The 18,059-nt window shown below is 57.4% G+C and carries 8 protein-coding genes, 2 tRNA genes, 5 rRNA genes and 4 pseudogenes; 3 read left to right on the top strand and 16 right to left on the bottom strand.

Annotated elements, in window-relative coordinates:
* Window positions 1-97: 97 nt before the first annotated feature.
* The 4 genes from lnt to HCU76_RS24915 form a co-directional block, all read right to left on the bottom strand.
* On the bottom strand, window positions 98-1,678 hold the full coding sequence (gene lnt, locus HCU76_RS24930) for an apolipoprotein N-acyltransferase (RefSeq protein ID WP_218510903.1): 1,581 nt from the start codon (window positions 1,676-1,678) through the stop codon (window positions 98-100).
* Complete coding sequence (locus tag HCU76_RS24925) at window positions 1,675-2,553, bottom strand: transporter associated domain-containing protein (RefSeq protein ID WP_213957460.1); 879 nt, start codon at window positions 2,551-2,553, stop codon at window positions 1,675-1,677. Before HCU76_RS24925 ends, lnt begins: the two co-directional genes overlap by 4 nt.
* Window positions 2,554-2,651: 98 nt before the next feature.
* A complete protein-coding gene (locus HCU76_RS24920) occupies window positions 2,652-3,380 on the bottom strand; it encodes a GNAT family N-acetyltransferase (protein WP_218510902.1) in 729 nt (242 codons plus the stop codon).
* Between the two features lie 109 nt (window positions 3,381-3,489).
* The gene (locus tag HCU76_RS24915) at window positions 3,490-3,963 is read right to left on the bottom strand and encodes an Lrp/AsnC family transcriptional regulator (protein ID WP_213957462.1); all 474 of its coding nucleotides are present in this window, start codon (window positions 3,961-3,963) and stop codon (window positions 3,490-3,492) included.
* 191 nt (window positions 3,964-4,154) lie between these two features.
* Between HCU76_RS24915 and HCU76_RS24910 the strand changes: the two genes are divergently transcribed.
* Window positions 4,155-4,346 carry an ATP-binding protein gene (locus HCU76_RS24910; protein ID WP_305729957.1) on the top strand — a complete coding sequence of 64 codons (192 nt, stop codon included), beginning with the start codon at window positions 4,155-4,157 and terminating at the stop codon, window positions 4,344-4,346.
* An 81-nt stretch (window positions 4,347-4,427) separates the two neighbouring features.
* Here HCU76_RS24910 and HCU76_RS24905 read toward each other — a convergent pair.
* Window positions 4,428-4,969, bottom strand: a pseudogene (locus tag HCU76_RS24905) (transposase); the annotation flags it as partial.
* A gap of 63 nt (window positions 4,970-5,032) precedes the next feature.
* Here HCU76_RS24905 and HCU76_RS24900 point away from each other — a divergent pair.
* Window positions 5,033-5,152 (top strand): annotated as a pseudogene (locus HCU76_RS24900) (transposase); the annotation flags it as partial.
* A 102-nt stretch (window positions 5,153-5,254) separates the two neighbouring features.
* Window positions 5,255-5,501, top strand: a pseudogene (locus tag HCU76_RS24895) (transposase); the annotation flags it as partial.
* Between the two features lie 233 nt (window positions 5,502-5,734).
* Here HCU76_RS24895 and HCU76_RS24890 read toward each other — a convergent pair.
* The 11 genes and pseudogenes from HCU76_RS24890 to HCU76_RS24845 all read right to left on the bottom strand — a co-directional run bounded on the left by HCU76_RS24890 (window position 5,735) and on the right by HCU76_RS24845 (window position 17,991).
* A complete protein-coding gene (locus HCU76_RS24890) occupies window positions 5,735-6,316 on the bottom strand; it encodes a plasmid pRiA4b ORF-3 family protein (protein ID WP_218510901.1) in 582 nt (193 codons plus the stop codon).
* Between the two features lie 2 nt (window positions 6,317-6,318).
* On the bottom strand, window positions 6,319-7,881 hold the full coding sequence (locus HCU76_RS24885; protein WP_371319898.1) for an IS66 family transposase: 1,563 nt from the start codon (window positions 7,879-7,881) through the stop codon (window positions 6,319-6,321).
* A 106-nt stretch (window positions 7,882-7,987) separates the two neighbouring features.
* Window positions 7,988-8,332: an IS66 family insertion sequence element accessory protein TnpB gene (tnpB, locus tag HCU76_RS36790; protein WP_256354419.1), complete on the bottom strand. Its 345-nt coding sequence runs from the start codon at window positions 8,330-8,332 to the stop codon at window positions 7,988-7,990.
* A gap of 171 nt (window positions 8,333-8,503) precedes the next feature.
* Window positions 8,504-8,656, bottom strand: a pseudogene (locus HCU76_RS37270) (transposase); the annotation flags it as partial.
* 375 nt (window positions 8,657-9,031) lie between these two features.
* Window positions 9,032-9,144: ribosomal RNA gene (gene rrf, locus HCU76_RS24875) — 5S ribosomal RNA — on the bottom strand.
* A 146-nt stretch (window positions 9,145-9,290) separates the two neighbouring features.
* Window positions 9,291-12,163, bottom strand: a 23S ribosomal RNA gene (locus HCU76_RS24870).
* 332 nt (window positions 12,164-12,495) lie between these two features.
* A tRNA-Ala gene (locus tag HCU76_RS24865) sits at window positions 12,496-12,571 on the bottom strand.
* 13 nt (window positions 12,572-12,584) lie between these two features.
* Window positions 12,585-12,661: transfer RNA gene (locus tag HCU76_RS24860), tRNA-Ile, on the bottom strand.
* 103 nt (window positions 12,662-12,764) lie between these two features.
* Window positions 12,765-14,301, bottom strand: a 16S ribosomal RNA gene (locus HCU76_RS24855).
* A gap of 558 nt (window positions 14,302-14,859) precedes the next feature.
* Window positions 14,860-14,972 (bottom strand): 5S ribosomal RNA (gene rrf, locus HCU76_RS24850).
* A gap of 146 nt (window positions 14,973-15,118) precedes the next feature.
* Window positions 15,119-17,991, bottom strand: a 23S ribosomal RNA gene (locus HCU76_RS24845).
* The 16S, 23S and 5S rRNA genes sit together here with 2 tRNA genes alongside, the layout of an rRNA operon.
* Between the last annotated feature and the right edge of the window lie 68 nt (window positions 17,992-18,059).

The following is an 18,059-nucleotide window of genomic DNA, read 5'->3' as shown; positions in this document are numbered from 1 at the left end:
GGAAGCGATGTCGCCTTGCCCTGTGACTGCGTCTGCGTCGGGTAGCGAAAACCTGGCGGGGCGCGATCCTGCAGGCGCTGGAATCAATGCTGCCCGATCATCTCGATGGCCCCCTCAACGGCCGTCGCCGAAGCACACCAGGCAGCACTGTGATCGCGATCACGAGCATGGCCGCAAGCCACAACGGCACCAGGCCGAATCGCGAGACCCAGGCTGCATAGGGCGTGATGCCGTTCCGCCCTTCCACCGTCGCCACCAGCACACCGCGCGTGAGTCGCGGCAAGGATTGCGTCACCACGCCGTGGTGATCGATCACCGCCGTGGTGCCGGTGTTGGTGGCGCGCACCATCGGCCGCTGGAACTCCAGCGCGCGCATGCGCGAGATGGCCAGATGCTCGTCGATCGCCACCGAGTCACCGAACCACGCGATGTTGCTGACGTTCAGCAGGATGGTCGGCGCGAGCGCCTCATCGCGAAAGTTGGCCCCGATCTCCTCGCCGAACAAGTCCTCGTAGCAGATGTTCGGCGCGATGCGCTGCCCCAGCCACTCGAAAGACGGCTGCGCCAGTCCGCCGCGCGCGAAGTCGCCCAGCGGAATGCTCAGCATGTCGGTGAACCACCGGAACATGCCCGGCACGAATTCCCCGAATGGCACCAGGTGGTGCTTGTCATAGCGATAGGGCTCGGCCTGGCCGACCTTGAATCCAAGCACCGTGTTGGTGTAGCCGCGCCCGTCACCCATCGGCAAGCCGACAATCGCAGCTTGCGATCCGCTCCCGTAGCGCGACGCGATCGCAGGGAGATAGCCCGGCGGCAACTGGCTCGGGAGCAGGGGCAGCGCGGTCTCGGGCGTGACGACCAGCGAAGCGCTCGCATCGCGCAACTGCATGCCATACCAGTCCAATGCGGTGGCGATGCCGCCGCCGGGAATGAACTTTTCGTCCTGGGGAATGTTGCCCTGGAGCAATGCGATCTGCAGCGGGGGCGGCGGCGCTTTCGCCGCCCCCGCGGTGACGTCGGTCACACCCAGTGTGCCCAAGCCGCCCAGCATCAGCACCACGCCCGCCGGCGCCAGCCATGAGCCCTTGCCGCGATAGTCGAGCCGCAAGCATTGCGCCATCATTGCGGCAGCCAGCGCAGCGATCGCCACGATGCCGTACACACCGACCAGGGGTGCCAGCATCGCCAACGGCCCCTCGACATGCGCATAGCCGCCCGCTCCCCAGGGAAAGCCTGTGAACCAATAGCCACGAATCAGTTCGGCCACTGTCCAGAGCGCTGAGAAACTCACGGCCCGACACAACCAATGGCGGGGCCCCCAGCCGACAAACACGGAACACGCCACGGCGTAGTACAGCCCCAAGGCCGCTGCCAGCGCCAGCACCGCCAGCGCAGCGAGCGGGGCCGCCATGCCGCCGTAGGTGTGCATGGAGATGAAGAGCCACCAGAAATTGCCGCACAGCCACGCGGTGGCAAAGGCCCAGCCAAGACCGAAGCCCCTGCGCCACGGTTTCGGCGCCGCATCGAGTCGCAAGCCTTCCAGAAGCCACACCAATCCGGCCAAGGACAACAGTTGCAGCCACCAAAGCGGATGACCGCTCCACGGCCAGGCAATTGACGCGGCCTGCGCCGCACCTGCCAGCGCGAAAGCAAGCAAGCGAAGCAGCGTGGCGTTCAATCGGCCGCGTCGTCGCCGCGCGCCGGCGACACCTTGAACCAGCGCACCGCACCGCCCTTGGTGTGCAGCACGACGAAATCGAAACCGCCCAGCGCATGGTGCTCGCCCCGCTTTGGGACGTGACCCATCTCATGGGCGATCAGCCCGCCAATGGTGTCGAAATCCTCGCTCAACGCTTCCTCATCGAAAACGATGCCGAAGGCCTCGGCCACCCGCTCGATCGGCGTGTCGCCCGACACCCGGTAGGTGTGATCGGCCAGGCCGAAGATGTCGCCCTCTTCCTCGGCGATGTCGAACTCGTCCTCGATCTCGCCGACGATCTGCTCGAGCACATCCTCGATGGTGATCAGCCCGGCCACGCGGCCGAATTCGTCGATGGTGATCGCCAGGTGATTGCGGTTGCCGCGGAACTCGCGCAGCAGGTCATTGAGGCCCTTGCTCTCCGGCACGAAGGTCGCGGGCCGCAGGAGCGCGCGAACGTTCAATGCCGGCGCACGCTGCAGCTTGAGCAAGTCCTTCGCGAGCAGGATGCCGATGATGTTCTCCCGGTCGCCCTCGAAAACCGGAAAGCGCGAGTGCGCCGTGTCGATGACCACGTGAATCAGCGAATCGAGCGAGGCATCGATGTCCAGCAGGTCCATCCGCGGCGCTGCAACCATCACGTCTGCAGCCGTCATGTCAGCCATGCGCAGAACGCCTTCGAGCATCACGCGCGACTCTGCGCCGATCACGTCGTTGTCCTCCGCGTCGGCCAGTGTTTCGATCAGTTCGTCGCGCGAATCCGGCCCGGGATGGATGAATTCGGCCAGCTTTTGCAGAAAGCTTCGTTTGTCTTCCCGTTCAACGGGGGTGCGCTCAGGGTGAGGGTCGGCCACTGCGGGAGGGCGTAGTTGGGGAAGCGCAAGGATACCGGAAAGGGGAGCGCCTCCCGGGCATTGCAGCGCCGCTGGGGCGAATGCAACTGGTCGATCGACTATGGGGCGGCGTGGTCGCTCGCCGGTCGCCCGCCGCGTCGGATCTCCTGCATGACGTGCAGGAAGTTCCAGAACCGCTTGGCTCGGGTCTTGAGTTGGTAGTCGACTTCGCCAATGTTGTCGAGCGCGATCTCGGCCATGCGGCTGTCGAAGTCGGCCTTTGGCAACTCCAGATGCGCCTCGGCTTCCGAGCCCGTGCGCACGACCGTGGCGCCGGCATTGCGCGCGATCTTGATCATCGCTCCGTTTTCACTCAGGGCGTGAATGAAGAGCATACCAATGCCCTCGTTTCGCGCGGTCACGATGGTCCGTTCGAACAGGCGTGCGCCATAGCCGCGCCCACGGGCGTGCTTCGACACCGATCCGCCAAATTCGGCGCAATCCATCGGTTGGTCCGCAGGCGGGAACGCCAGGTGCGCCAGGGCGATGATCTCGAGCCGGCGGTTGTAGATGCCGAATATCTCGTCCCGGTCGAAGTCGAGCGCGTCGACATATCGCTGCACTTGCTCATCCGAAGCGGCATAGCCGAACCGCAGATAGCGGTCATGCAGGTCAAGGTCCAGCAAGTGCCGCGCGATGCGCTCGCGCTCACCCGGACCAATGGAACGTATGGGCACAAGGACCGGCTGCTGACCTGGGTCATCCGGCAGGCGGGGCTCAGTGGCAGGCACTTTGAAAAAAGAACCCGCGCCGAGCGACGCCTTGAATAGTGAACTTGCGTTGAGCATGGTTCCAATATAAGGGTTTTCCCCAATAATGGAAGTCGGACGCCATCGATAAGTGCCGATCCAGTGACGTATTACGAGGCATTGCGTGGAAAATATGCGAACAAGCCAGTTATACCGGGACCGCGGTCGTTGTCTTGACGCGATCGAGCACGAAGCTCGTCTTGCAGTCTTCCACGCTCGGGTGCTTGAGCAGGGTGTCCATGATGAAGCGGCTGTAGTGCGCCATGTCGGCGACGACAACGCGCATCAAATAGTCCATGTCGCCCGTCAACGCCGCGCATTCCACTACTTCCGGCCAGGTCTGGACGCTGGCGCGAAAGAGGTCCATCGGATTGCGCTTGTGACTTTCGGTGTGCTTCTCGAGCCTGACGTTGATATAGGCGGTGAGTCCCAAGCCTACGGATTCAGGCTTCACGAGCGCCACGTATCGGTCGATGACGCGACTTTCCTCAAGACGCTTGACCCGGCGCAAGACCGCGCTGGGCGAAAGGCTGACCTGTTCAGCAAGCTGCTCATAAGTCGCCCGCCCGTCTGCTTGCAGCGTGCGCAATATCAGGCGATCCAGCTTGTCGAGTGCCTCCATAGGCGGATTCTCACAGCTTTATTGCGCCTTCGGGTCGAAGTAGGCAAGGGAAGCCCGCTGCGCTGTGATGTGCTGCACAGGTGAGGTGGTTTCGTGCGCCTGATCGGCAATGGTCAGCTCTCCCCTTCTACTAGGAGATCAATCTACATCCGGCAGTTACCCTGTCCCCCCGAACCGATACGGGAGCCTGCATGAACTCATGGTCGAGCGGTACGAGAGTGCGCCGCCATGTGACCAGCAACCTTGATCTCATCGAATGGCACCAGGCCTTCCCGGCCAACAAGCTGCTGGCCAGCGCGACGCTCGATCGCATGCGCCACAACGCCTACTGCCTGGTGCTCGAGGGCAAGAGCTATCAGGCCCGCGTCAACTTCCGGCGGTGATCCGCCAGCGTCTTGCCAGTGAGTCTAAACCGCTCAAGCTTGAGACCTTCGATGGTGTCTTTCAACCTCGTTGGTCCGCGCTCAACAAACCGGTTTTCGAGCCCGAACTACATGAGCGCGAAGCTGCCGGGACGGGAGTCCCGCCAACTGCGAGCGCAAGTCCAGGCCGAGATGGGCGGAAAAAACCCGCAGCCGGGCAGGATCAGCCGCAGGCTGTGGCCCGCGCCGCACATCACCGCATGCAGCGCCTCACCCAGGGCGCCCTTGAGCGGACTTCGCGCGAGTCTGTCGTGCATCTTCATGTGCCCGCTCGCCGGGTCGATGGCGCTGCGCCTGTGGATCATCGCCTTGAGCGTTCGGGTGACGCTGCGCTTCTGGTCCGAGCGCAGGATGCGCACCCCCTCGATCTCCACACCCCGATAGCCCTTGTCCACGATGGCCGTTGTCGGCCCGCGCTCGGCCAGGATGCCCACCTGCTCCAGGGTCTCGGCCAGCGTGTGGCCGTCATAGGGGTTGCCCGGCATGGAGCGCATGTCCACCACCAACCCTTCCTTCAAGGTCGTCGCGATGCTCACCTTGACGCCGAACTCGTATGGGGTGCGTGCCTTGCCCTTGGAGATGCATGACCTTGCCCCCGAAAAACGTATCCCTTGCTGAGTGTTTCAATGCAAGCAAGGAGAACGGTAATGACGAAGACGATGAGAGCGCGCTACACGCTGGAGTTCAAGAAGGAGGCTGTGCGGCTGGTCGAAGGTGGCCAGAGCATCGCGGCGGCGGCGCGCACGTTGGGCCTGGTCGAGCAGACTGAGCTGGCCCCTTGTATGACAGGACACGGTCCATCGCTTATCTTTGAAGATAGGAGTAGGACTGTGAGTACGAATAGTAATACGGATACCGTCGAAGTGATCATGAGGGACCAGCGCCGCAGGCGCTGGTCCCTCGCGGAAAAGTCTGCGCTCGTCAAGCGCACCTACGAGCCGGGCATGAGCGTGTCGCTCGTGGCCCGCCCAGGAAGGCGTTGCGGCCAGCCTGCTGTTCCAGTGGCGCAAGCTCGAACGCCAGGGTGCGTTGATGGCCGTGTCCGCCGGCGAATCTGTGGTGCCGGCCTCTGAACTGGCCGCCGCACGCGCCGAGATTGCCAAGCTGCAGCGCGTACGTTGACCTCATCGATGAAGAGGTCGTCCGACCAAGCCATCCCGATCGCCTTGTCCAGGCGCTTGAGCAGTGCATTGAAGGTCTCGCCATCACGGCGCACGAGCATGGCCAGGCAGTTGCTTGCGTCGGCCGCTGTGGCAGCGCACTCGTGAGGCGGCAGCGCGCCGATGTTGATGTCACCACCATCGGCGATCAACGCCTCGATGTTCTTCGTCGCTTGCACCATGGCAGCGTCAGAGCTTGATCGCGGTCAGGCGGTCGTTGACCTCTGTGGAATCGAACGCCTTGGGATTCCAGGTCTCTTCACCGATCCATTCGGTCAAATTCTCGTGCTCCGGGTCTTCGGGATTGGCCATGGCCTGGACGAAGTCGGCATAGCCCGGAATGCCGCCGCAGTCCTCGGGCGGCGTCGCGCAGGCGCCGCCGACGCAGAACGGCAGGGGCAGCAGCGGATCCGGTGCGAGCTTCTTCTCGACCTTGATGCGGTGATCCCAGTAGTCTCCGAAGTCGTAGACGTAGCTCAGCGTCGACCGGTTCAGGGCGGTGGTCAGTCGCGTGCTCTCGCTGGTGATCGAGCCAGGATCGTCGTACAACGGATCGGGCGTTCCATAGCGCTCGCCGTCGCCGGCGATGAACTCGTGCAGGTGCGAGTGGCTCCATCCGAAGGCGGCCTGGATGACCAGATGAAGCTTGAGCAACGTGATCGTCTCGGGCACCAGCACGCGGCGCCAGACCTTAGGCTTCGTGCCGCGCAATTCGATGTGAAGTTGGAGGATTGCCGGGGACGTCTTGATCCTATGTACCTTGGTCGCCATGCTCAGGCTGCTTCTCGTTGGTCGCCGGCGCGTCGGCCGATGTTCCACGGCAGCAACTCGTCGATGCGGTTGATGGGATGGTCGGCAATTCGCGTCAGCACATCGCGCAGATAGGCCTCGGGATCGATCCCGTTGAGCTTGACCGTCTCCACAAGGCTGTAGATCGCCGCAGCGCGTTCGCCTCCCGCGTCCGACCCCATGAAGAGGTAATTCTTGCGGCCGAGACTGACGCCTCGCAGCGCGCGCTCGGCGGCATTGTTGTCGATCTCGATGCGGCCGTCGTCGACGTAGCGCGTCAGCGCCTTCCAGCGTGTGAGCGAGTAACCGATAGCCGCGGCGATCTCCGACTTCGCCGACACGCGGCCCACCATGGCGCTCAGCCAGGCGTGCAACTCGTCGAGCAACGGGCCTGCGCGTGCCTGGCGCTGTCGTCGTCGCTCGTCGGGCGGCTGGCCACGGATGTCGGCCTCGACAGCGTACAAGGCAGCGATGCGCTTGAGCGCCTGCTCGGCCACCGATCCCGGTGCTCGTCCCAGACTCAGGTGCAGATCCCACCACGGCCGTCTCGCATGAGCCCAGCAAGCGGCTTCCTTGACGCGGCCACTACCGTACAGCTTGCCCCAGCCACCGTAGGCGTCGGCCTGCAGGATGCCAGTAAAGTTCTTGAGGTGCGTCTGCGGGTGCTCGCCCTTGCGATCGGGAGAGTATTGGAACCAGACCGCCGGTGCGTCTTGGCTCGCTGCCGGGCGATCGTCTCGCACGTAGACCCACAGCCGCCCTGTCTTCGTGCGCCCGCGCCCCGGGTCGAGGACGCCCACCGGCGTGTCGTCGGCATGCACCTTCGCACCTGCCAGCGCGTAGCGCCCGAGTGCGGCTACCAGCGGGTCGAGCAACTCGTCGCCCTGGTCGACCCATCCGACCATCGTGGAGCGATCGATGCACACGCCGTCGCGGGCGTAGATGCCGCTCTGCCTGTACAGAGGGACGTGGTCGCAATACTTCGAGACCATGACATGCGCAAGGAGCCCCGGCCCGGCGACACCACGCGCGATCGGCCGGCTCGGCGCGGTGGCCTGGAAGATCGTCTCGCAGGCCACGCACGCAAGCTTCGGCCGCACATGGCGAATGACCTTGAAGCGCGAGGGCACGTACTCGAGTTGCTCGGAGACGTCGTGTCCGATCAGGCGAAGACGACCGCCGCAAGCGGTACAACCACAGGCCTGACCGTTTGCGTCATGGTGATCGGAGGTTGCTTCGGGCCGATACACCTGGGCCTCGCGCGGCAGGTGAGCAGGCAGCTTGCGATCGATCTCCGGCGCATTGGCGGCATCGGGCTCAGCCACAGCGATCGGCGTCGGGCGCTCATACAGTGGTTCGCCTTCCAGAAGAGCGATTTGAGGGTCATCGAACTGTTCGCTGGACGATCCGAAGCGCGCCCGAAGGCTGCGCATCAACTGCAGCTTGAGCTTGTCGACCATCAGCTTGAGGAACACCACTTCGGCATTTCTCTCCTCGACCACTCGCAGCAAACCTTCAACGGTATGGGGTGTAGTGGAGTCGTTGATCGGGGGCGTCACGTCATCTACTGTGCCCGGCCGGCGGCACGTCGAACATCGGTGCTACACCGGAGAAATTCTCATCCAGTAGGCGCGCTCGTTCGCGCGCCGGAAATCAAGCAGCCAGCAACGGCTCGTGCGTGCGCACCGGCATGCGCCAGTCGATGCCTTCGAGCAACATGGAGAGTTGCGCCGGCGTGAGCGAGACACCGGAGGCGGCCTGGGGCCAGACGAAACGACCGCGCTCGAGTCGCTTGGCAAGCAGCACCAGGCCCTGGCCATCGAACCACAGCAACTTCACGATGTCGCCGCGCTTGCCGCGGAAGACGAAGACGTGGCCGCAGAACGGATTGGTTGCGAGTGCCGTCTGCACCATGGCGGCCAGGCCGTCGAAGCCCTTCCTCATGTCCGTGTGACCGGCCGCGATCCACACGCGCGTGTTCGAGGGAAGACCGATCATGTGCGCCGCGCCAACGCGTCGAGCACGACGCCCGGCCGTTGCGCATCGACCTGACCAAGCAGGCGAACACGAACGCCGTGAATCTCGATCTCGATGACCTGCGGCTCCGAGGGCACCGCGCACGGCGGCGGCGTTCTCGCAAGGCGATGCTTGAAGCGTCACCTGCAACAACGCCGGTGCGGGGGCAGCGGCATGCCCGTGCATAACAATCCAACGACGCAACAGGTTCGCATTGACTCCGTGCGCCATGCCGGTGGCAGCCACCGAAGTCCCCGGCACCAGCCATTGTCGAACCAGCTGCGCCTTGAAATCGTCGGCGTACATGCGCTTGCAATTGCGGAGTATGCGCACCACGCCATGCGGCAGTTGGCCTGCGGGTTCTCTCTCGGTTGGGGTTTCCATGCTGCGTCCACTACTCAAGTCAGTGTGACCAAGGCAGCCGACTCGCCAACACCGCCAGCGGGTGGCGTAGGTCAATCATCTCGACCAGTCGGGGGCGGAAGAAATCGGGTGTGTCAAAGGGCTCGGGCATCGACGAAATTTCCCAGAAATCAATTCGATGTTCAACGCTTCCCGGGGGATTCGGTGCACCAGAAACGCCGTCAAGACCCAATGCTCATGCGGGCTGCGGGCCATTTGCAGGGCCGACTAATTAGAAAAGCCCAACCTCACTGAGGTTGGGCTTTCTGGGCTGTAAGAGCCTGACGATGACCTACTTTCACACGGGAACCCGCACTATCATCGGCGCTGAGTCGTTTCACTGTCCTGTTCGGGATGGGAAGGAGTGGGACCAACTCGCTATGGTCATCAGGCATAACTGGTTGCCTGGCTGATCACACGATCAACCAGGCGAATTCATAGAGTTTGGAATCAGCGCCCAATTGTCTTGGGCTGCTTTGAATGTACTTTGAATGCGTCAACTTGGCATAACACCCTGATTCGATTGAATCAAAGTTATAGGGTCAAGCCGCACGAGCAATTAGTATCAGTTAGCTTAACGCATTACTGCGCTTCCACACCTGACCTATCAACGTCCTGGTCTTGAACGACTCTTCAGGGGGCTCAAGGCCCCGGCAGATCTCATCTTGAAACGAGTTTCCCGCTTAGATGCTTTCAGCGGTTATCTCTTCCACACTTAGCTACTCGGCAATGCCACTGGCGTGACAACCGATACACCAGAGGTGTGTCCACTCCGGTCCTCTCGTACTAGGAGCAGGCTTCCTCAAATCTGCAGCGCCCACGGAAGATAGGGACCAAACTGTCTCACGACGTTTTAAACCCAGCTCACGTACCTCTTTAAATGGCGAACAGCCATACCCTTGGGACCGGCTACAGCCCCAGGATGAGATGAGCCGACATCGAGGTGCCAAACACCGCCGTCGATATGAACTCTTGGGCGGTATCAGCCTGTTATCCCCAGAGTACCTTTTATCCGTTGAGCGATGGCCCTTCCATACAGAACCACCGGATCACTATGTCCTGCTTTCGCATCTGCTCGACTTGTCAGTCTCGCAGTTAAGCACGCTTATGCCATTGCACTATCGTCACGATGTCCGACCGTAACTAGCGTACCTTCGAACTCCTCCGTTACGCTTTGGGAGGAGACCGCCCCAGTCAAACTGCCTACCATGCACTGTCCCCGATCCAGATAATGGACCTAGGTTAGAACCTCAAACACACCAGGGTGGTATTTCAACGTTGGCTCCACAAGATCTAGCGACCCTGCTTCAAAGCCTCCCACCTATCCTACACAGATCTGTTCAAAGTCCAATACAAAGCTACAGTAAAGGTTCATGGGGTCTTTCCGTCTTTCCGCGGGGAGATTGCATCATCACAAACATTTCAACTTCGCTGAGTCTCAGGAGGAGACAGTGTGGCCATCGTTACGCCATTCGTGCAGGTCGGAACTTACCCGACAAGGAATTTCGCTACCTTAGGACCGTTATAGTTACGGCCGCCGTTTACTGGGACTTCAATCAAGAGCTTGCACCCCATCATTTAATCTTCCAGCACCGGGCAGGCGTCACACCCTATACGTCCACTTTCGTGTTTGCAGAGTGCTGTGTTTTTAATAAACAGTCGCAGCCACCGATTTTTTGCAACCCATTCATGCTCCGTTGTTCACTTCACACTAATAGGGCACACCTTCTTCCGAAGTTACGGTGTCAATTTGCCGAGTTCCTTCTCCTGAGTTCTCTCAAGCGCCTTAGAATACTCATCTCGCGCACCAGTGTCGGTTTGCGGTACGGTCGTTGTTAGCTGAAGCTTAGTGGCTTTTCCTGGAACCTCGTTCAGTCACTTCACGGACAAGTCCGCTCGATCGATGGCCTCGGTATATGTGCACCGGATTTGCCTAATGCACGCCTACTTCCATCTAAACCGGGATATCCAACACCCGGATGACCTATTAAGATCCGTCCCCACATCGCACTAACAATCGGTACAGGAATATTGACCTGTTTCCCATCAGCTACGCATCTCTGCCTCGCCTTAGGGGCCGACTCACTCTACGCCGATGAACGTTGCGTAGAAAACCTTGCGCTTACGGCGAGGGGGCTTTTCACCCCCTTTAACGCTACTCATGTCAGCATTCGCACTTCTGATACCTCCAGCACGCTTTACAACGCACCTTCACAGGCTTACAGAACGCTCTCCTACCACTTGCAATAAATTGCAAATCCGCAGCTTCGGTAACTGGCTTAGCCCCGTTACATCTTCCGCGCAGGACGACTCGATCAGTGAGCTATTACGCTTTCTTTAAATGATGGCTGCTTCTAAGCCAACATCCTGACTGTTTTAGCCTTCCCACTTCGTTTCCCACTTAGCCAATTTTAGGGACCTTAGCTGGCGGTCTGGGTTGTTTCCCTCTTGAGTCCGGACGTTAGCACCCGGTGCTCTGTCTCCCAAGCTGTACTCATCGGTATTCGGAGTTTGCCTTGGTTTGGTAAGTCGCCATGACCCCCTAGCCAAAACAGTGCTCTACCCCCGATGGTAATACTTGAGGCACTACCTAAATAGTTTTCGGAGAGAACCAGCTATTTCCAAGTTTGTTTAGCCTTTCACCCCTATCCACAGCTCATCCGCTAGTTTTGCAACACTAGTCGGTTCGGACCTCCAGTACCTGTTACGGCACCTTCATCCTGGCCATGGATAGATCACTTGGTTTCGGGTCTACACCCAGCGACTGATCGCCCTATTCGGACTCGATTTCTCTACGGCTTCCCTATTCGGTTAACCTTGCCACTGAATGTAAGTCGCTGACCCATTATACAAAAGGTACGCAGTCACCCCTTTCGAGGCTCCTACTTTTTGTAAGCACGCGGTTTCAGGATCTATTTCACTCCCCTCCCGGGGTTCTTTTCGCCTTTCCCTCACGGTACTAGTTCACTATCGGTCAATGATGAGTATTTAGCCTTGGAGGATGGTCCCCCCATATTCAGACAGGATTTCTCGTGTCCCGCCCTACTTGTCGCAAGCTCAGTACCACACAGGTCATTTCACGTACGGGGCTATCACCCGCTATGGCCAGTCTTTCCAAACTGTTCCGTTATGTCTTGTGCTATCACTTGCAGGCTCTTCCGATTTCGCTCGCCACTACTTTCGGAATCTCGGTTGATGTCTTTTCCTCGAGCTACTGAGATGTTTCAGTTCACCCGGTTCGCCTCGCATGACTATGTATTCATCATGCGATACCTTTCGGTGGGTTTCCCCATTCGGAAATCTCCGGATCAAAGCTAATTTGCCAGCTCCCCGAAGCTTATCGCAGGCTATCACGTCCTTCGTCGCCTATCATTGCCAAGGCATCCACCACGTGCTCTTATTCACTTGACCCTATAACTTTGACTTCTCTTGCGAGAATCCAAAATCGTTTCAAGGAATTGCCAGGTCTCTCACCTGGCGCGTTATGCCGTACTTCCAATTATCGATCTGACTCGAAATTGAAGTTTCTTTTGACGCAATCAAAAATTCTATGTTGCTGATGGCACGGTCCGCACTAAACCTTTACGAATGTGCGGTTTCCATCAGCAACGCTGATTCGACTCTATGAATTTTTAAAGAACAGCCGATTGATCAAGAGATCTTGATCAACAACAAAACAGCCTCGTTAAAAGCCGCTTTGGTGTTGAACTGATAAGTGCCAGGTACTGGTTTCTGGCAATCTTTGGTGGAGGATGACGGGATCGAACCGACGACCCCCTGCTTGCAAAGCAGGTGCTCTCCCAGCTGAGCTAATCCCCCAGGATTAGATGGATGGTGGGTCTGGTTGGATTCGAACCAACGACCCCCGCCTTATCAAGACGGTGCTCTAACCAACTGAGCTACAGACCCAAGCCGGAACGCTTTGGACTCAAGCCTGTGCGCTCAAGTCGCTGGGCGACAACCTTCCAACAACCGATAAGTGTGGGCGTTCAAATGAACTTGCTGTTTCCAGAAAGGAGGTGATCCAGCCGCACCTTCCGATACGGCTACCTTGTTACGACTTCACCCCAGTCACGAACCCTGCCGTGGTAATCGCCCTCCTTGCGGTTAGGCTAACTACTTCTGGCAGAACCCGCTCCCATGGTGTGACGGGCGGTGTGTACAAGACCCGGGAACGTATTCACCGTGACATTCTGATCCACGATTACTAGCGATTCCGACTTCACGCAGTCGAGTTGCAGACTGCGATCCGGACTACGACTGGTTTTATGGGATTAGCTCCCCCTCGCGGGTTGGCAACCCTTTGTACCAGCCATTGTATGACGTGTGTAGCCCCACCTATAAGGGCCATGAGGACTTGACGTCATCCCCACCTTCCTCCGGTTTGTCACCGGCAGTCTCATTAGAGTGCCCAACTGAATGTAGCAACTAATGACAAGGGTTGCGCTCGTTGCGGGACTTAACCCAACATCTCACGACACGAGCTGACGACAGCCATGCAGCACCTGTGTTACGGCTCTCTTTCGAGCACTAAGCCATCTCTGGCAAATTCCGTACATGTCAAAGGTGGGTAAGGTTTTTCGCGTTGCATCGAATTAAACCACATCATCCACCGCTTGTGCGGGTCCCCGTCAATTCCTTTGAGTTTCAACCTTGCGGCCGTACTCCCCAGGCGGTCAACTTCACGCGTTAGCTTCGTTACTGAGTCAGTGAAGACCCAACAACCAGTTGACATCGTTTAGGGCGTGGACTACCAGGGTATCTAATCCTGTTTGCTCCCCACGCTTTCGTGCATGAGCGTCAGTACAGGTCCAGGGGATTGCCTTCGCCATCGGTGTTCCTCCGCATATCTACGCATTTCACTGCTACACGCGGAATTCCATCCCCCTCTACCGTACTCTAGCTATGCAGTCACAGATGCAGTTCCCAGGTTGAGCCCGGGGATTTCACAACTGTCTTACATAACCGCCTGCGCACGCTTTACGCCCAGTAATTCCGATTAACGCTTGCACCCTACGTATTACCGCGGCTGCTGGCACGTAGTTAGCCGGTGCTTATTCTTACGGTACCGTCATGATCCCCCTTTATTAAAAGGAGACTTTTCGTTCCGTACAAAAGCAGTTTACAACCCGAAGGCCTTCATCCTGCACGCGGCATGGCTGGATCAGGCTTGCGCCCATTGTCCAAAATTCCCCACTGCTGCCTCCCGTAGGAGTCTGGGCCGTGTCTCAGTCCCAGTGTGGCTGGTCGTCCTCTCAGACCAGCTACAGATCGTCGGCTTGGTGAGCCTTTACCCCACCAACTACCTAATCTGCCATCGGCCGCTCCATTCGCGCAAGGCCCTTGCGGGTCCCCTGCTTTCATCCGTAGATCGTATGCGGTATTAGCACAGCTTTCGCTGCGTTATCCCCCACGATTGGGCACGTTCCGATGTATTACTCACCCGTTCGCCACTCGCCGCCAGGATTGCTCCCGCGCTGCCGTTCGACTTGCATGTGTAAGGCATGCCGCCAGCGTTCAATCTGAGCCAGGATCAAACTCTATAGTTCGATCTTGATTTTTGCACCCCATCTCGCGATGAGGCAAAACTCATAAAAAAAGAAATTGAAGTGAACTTCACTTCTATTCTCATGAGCGTTTAAAGTCTTGCGACTTTGTTCCGAAGAACTTGGCAAGTTGCCTTCAAACGCCCACGCTTATCGGCTGTAAATTTTTAAGGATCCAGACTCGAAAACATCTCTGTCTTCTCGCCTTTTGCTTCGTTCGCTGCGATCAGCGAAGCCCGCCAGTCTAACACGATTTTTTAAGTTCGGTCAAACTTTTTTCGCTTCCTTCCACCCCTTCCGCATCCAACCGCTTGGCAGTCAGTGCTGAGGCCAGTTCAGCGAAGCCTTCGATTATGACTCGGTTTTTGCAACTTCGTCAAGTCCGAGGGACTTTTTCTTCTTACATCACGACCCCTGGGGTCGACCGCTTGAAGCCTCGTGACTTCCACAGTAGGGGCTTGGGACGCCTGCTGCTTCGTGCCACTTGGTTCGCACTTTTAGAGTGCTTACATAATTAGAAAAGCCCAACCTCACTGAGGTTGGGCTTTCTGGGCTGTAAGAGCCTGACGATGACCTACTTTCACACGGGAACCCGCACTATCATCGGCGCTGAGTCGTTTCACTGTCCTGTTCGGGATGGGAAGGAGTGGGACCAACTCGCTATGGTCATCAGGCATAACTGGTTGCCTGGCTGATCACACGATCAACCAGGCGAATTCATAGAGTTTGGAATCAGCGCCCAATTGTCTTGGGCTGCTTTGAATGTACTTTGAATGCGTCAACTTGGCATAACACCCTGATTCGATTGAATCAAAGTTATAGGGTCAAGCCGCACGAGCAATTAGTATCAGTTAGCTTAACGCATTACTGCGCTTCCACACCTGACCTATCAACGTCCTGGTCTTGAACGACTCTTCAGGGGGCTCAAGGCCCCGGCAGATCTCATCTTGAAACGAGTTTCCCGCTTAGATGCTTTCAGCGGTTATCTCTTCCACACTTAGCTACTCGGCAATGCCACTGGCGTGACAACCGATACACCAGAGGTGTGTCCACTCCGGTCCTCTCGTACTAGGAGCAGGCTTCCTCAAATCTGCAGCGCCCACGGAAGATAGGGACCAAACTGTCTCACGACGTTTTAAACCCAGCTCACGTACCTCTTTAAATGGCGAACAGCCATACCCTTGGGACCGGCTACAGCCCCAGGATGAGATGAGCCGACATCGAGGTGCCAAACACCGCCGTCGATATGAACTCTTGGGCGGTATCAGCCTGTTATCCCCAGAGTACCTTTTATCCGTTGAGCGATGGCCCTTCCATACAGAACCACCGGATCACTATGTCCTGCTTTCGCATCTGCTCGACTTGTCAGTCTCGCAGTTAAGCACGCTTATGCCATTGCACTATCGTCACGATGTCCGACCGTAACTAGCGTACCTTCGAACTCCTCCGTTACGCTTTGGGAGGAGACCGCCCCAGTCAAACTGCCTACCATGCACTGTCCCCGATCCAGATAATGGACCTAGGTTAGAACCTCAAACACACCAGGGTGGTATTTCAACGTTGGCTCCACAAGATCTAGCGACCCTGCTTCAAAGCCTCCCACCTATCCTACACAGATCTGTTCAAAGTCCAATACAAAGCTACAGTAAAGGTTCATGGGGTCTTTCCGTCTTTCCGCGGGGAGATTGCATCATCACAAACATTTCAACTTCGCTGAGTCTCAGGAGGAGACAGTGTGGCCATCGTTACGCCATTCGTGCAGGTCGGAACTTACCCGACAAGGAATTTCGCTACCTTAGGACCGTTATAGTTACGGCCGCCGTTTACTGGGACTTCAATCAAGAGCTTGCACCCCATCATTTAATCTTCCAGCACCGGGCAGGCGTCACACCCTATACGTCCACTTTCGTGTTTGCAGAGTGCTGTGTTTTTAATAAACAGTCGCAGCCACCGATTTTTTGCAACCCATTCATGCTCCGTTGTTCACTTCACACTAATAGGGCACACCTTCTTCCGAAGTTACGGTGTCAATTTGCCGAGTTCCTTCTCCTGAGTTCTCTCAAGCGCCTTAGAATACTCATCTCGCGCACCAGTGTCGGTTTGCGGTACGGTCGTTGTTAGCTGAAGCTTAGTGGCTTTTCCTGGAACCTCGTTCAGTCACTTCACGGACAAGTCCGCTCGATCGATGGCCTCGGTATATGTGCACCGGATTTGCCTAATGCACGCCTACTTCCATCTAAACCGGGATATCCAACACCCGGATGACCTATTAAGATCCGTCCCCACATCGCACTAACAATCGGTACAGGAATATTGACCTGTTTCCCATCAGCTACGCATCTCTGCCTCGCCTTAGGGGCCGACTCACTCTACGCCGATGAACGTTGCGTAGAAAACCTTGCGCTTACGGCGAGGGGGCTTTTCACCCCCTTTAACGCTACTCATGTCAGCATTCGCACTTCTGATACCTCCAGCACGCTTTACAACGCACCTTCACAGGCTTACAGAACGCTCTCCTACCACTTGCAATAAATTGCAAATCCGCAGCTTCGGTAACTGGCTTAGCCCCGTTACATCTTCCGCGCAGGACGACTCGATCAGTGAGCTATTACGCTTTCTTTAAATGATGGCTGCTTCTAAGCCAACATCCTGACTGTTTTAGCCTTCCCACTTCGTTTCCCACTTAGCCAATTTTAGGGACCTTAGCTGGCGGTCTGGGTTGTTTCCCTCTTGAGTCCGGACGTTAGCACCCGGTGCTCTGTCTCCCAAGCTGTACTCATCGGTATTCGGAGTTTGCCTTGGTTTGGTAAGTCGCCATGACCCCCTAGCCAAAACAGTGCTCTACCCCCGATGGTAATACTTGAGGCACTACCTAAATAGTTTTCGGAGAGAACCAGCTATTTCCAAGTTTGTTTAGCCTTTCACCCCTATCCACAGCTCATCCGCTAGTTTTGCAACACTAGTCGGTTCGGACCTCCAGTACCTGTTACGGCACCTTCATCCTGGCCATGGATAGATCACTTGGTTTCGGGTCTACACCCAGCGACTGATCGCCCTATTCGGACTCGATTTCTCTACGGCTTCCCTATTCGGTTAACCTTGCCACTGAATGTAAGTCGCTGACCCATTATACAAAAGGTACGCAGTCACCCCTTTCGAGGCTCCTACTTTTTGTAAGCACGCGGTTTCAGGATCTATTTCACTCCCCTCCCGGGGTTCTTTTCGCCTTTCCCTCACGGTACTAGTTCACTATCGGTCAATGATGAGTATTTAGCCTTGGAGGATGGTCCCCCCATATTCAGACAGGATTTCTCGTGTCCCGCCCTACTTGTCGCAAGCTCAGTACCACACAGGTCATTTCACGTACGGGGCTATCACCCGCTATGGCCAGTCTTTCCAAACTGTTCCGTTATGTCTTGTGCTATCACTTGCAGGCTCTTCCGATTTCGCTCGCCACTACTTTCGGAATCTCGGTTGATGTCTTTTCCTCGAGCTACTGAGATGTTTCAGTTCACCCGGTTCGCCTCGCATGACTATGTATTCATCATGCGATACCTTTCGGTGGGTTTCCCCATTCGGAAATCTCCGGATCAAAGCTAATTTGCCAGCTCCCCGAAGCTTATCGCAGGCTATCACGTCCTTCGTCGCCTATCATTGCCAAGGCATCCACCACGTGCTCTTATTCACTTGACCCTATAACTTTGACTTCTCTTGCGAGAATCCAAAATCGTTTCAAGGAATTGCCAGGTCTCTCACCTGGC

This window comes from Variovorax sp. dw_308, from assembly GCF_019207085.1.
GTDB lineage: Bacteria > Pseudomonadota > Gammaproteobacteria > Burkholderiales > Burkholderiaceae_C > Variovorax.
The sequence above is the reverse complement of the archived record's forward strand: the minus strand, read 5'-3'. Positions and strand labels throughout refer to the sequence as shown.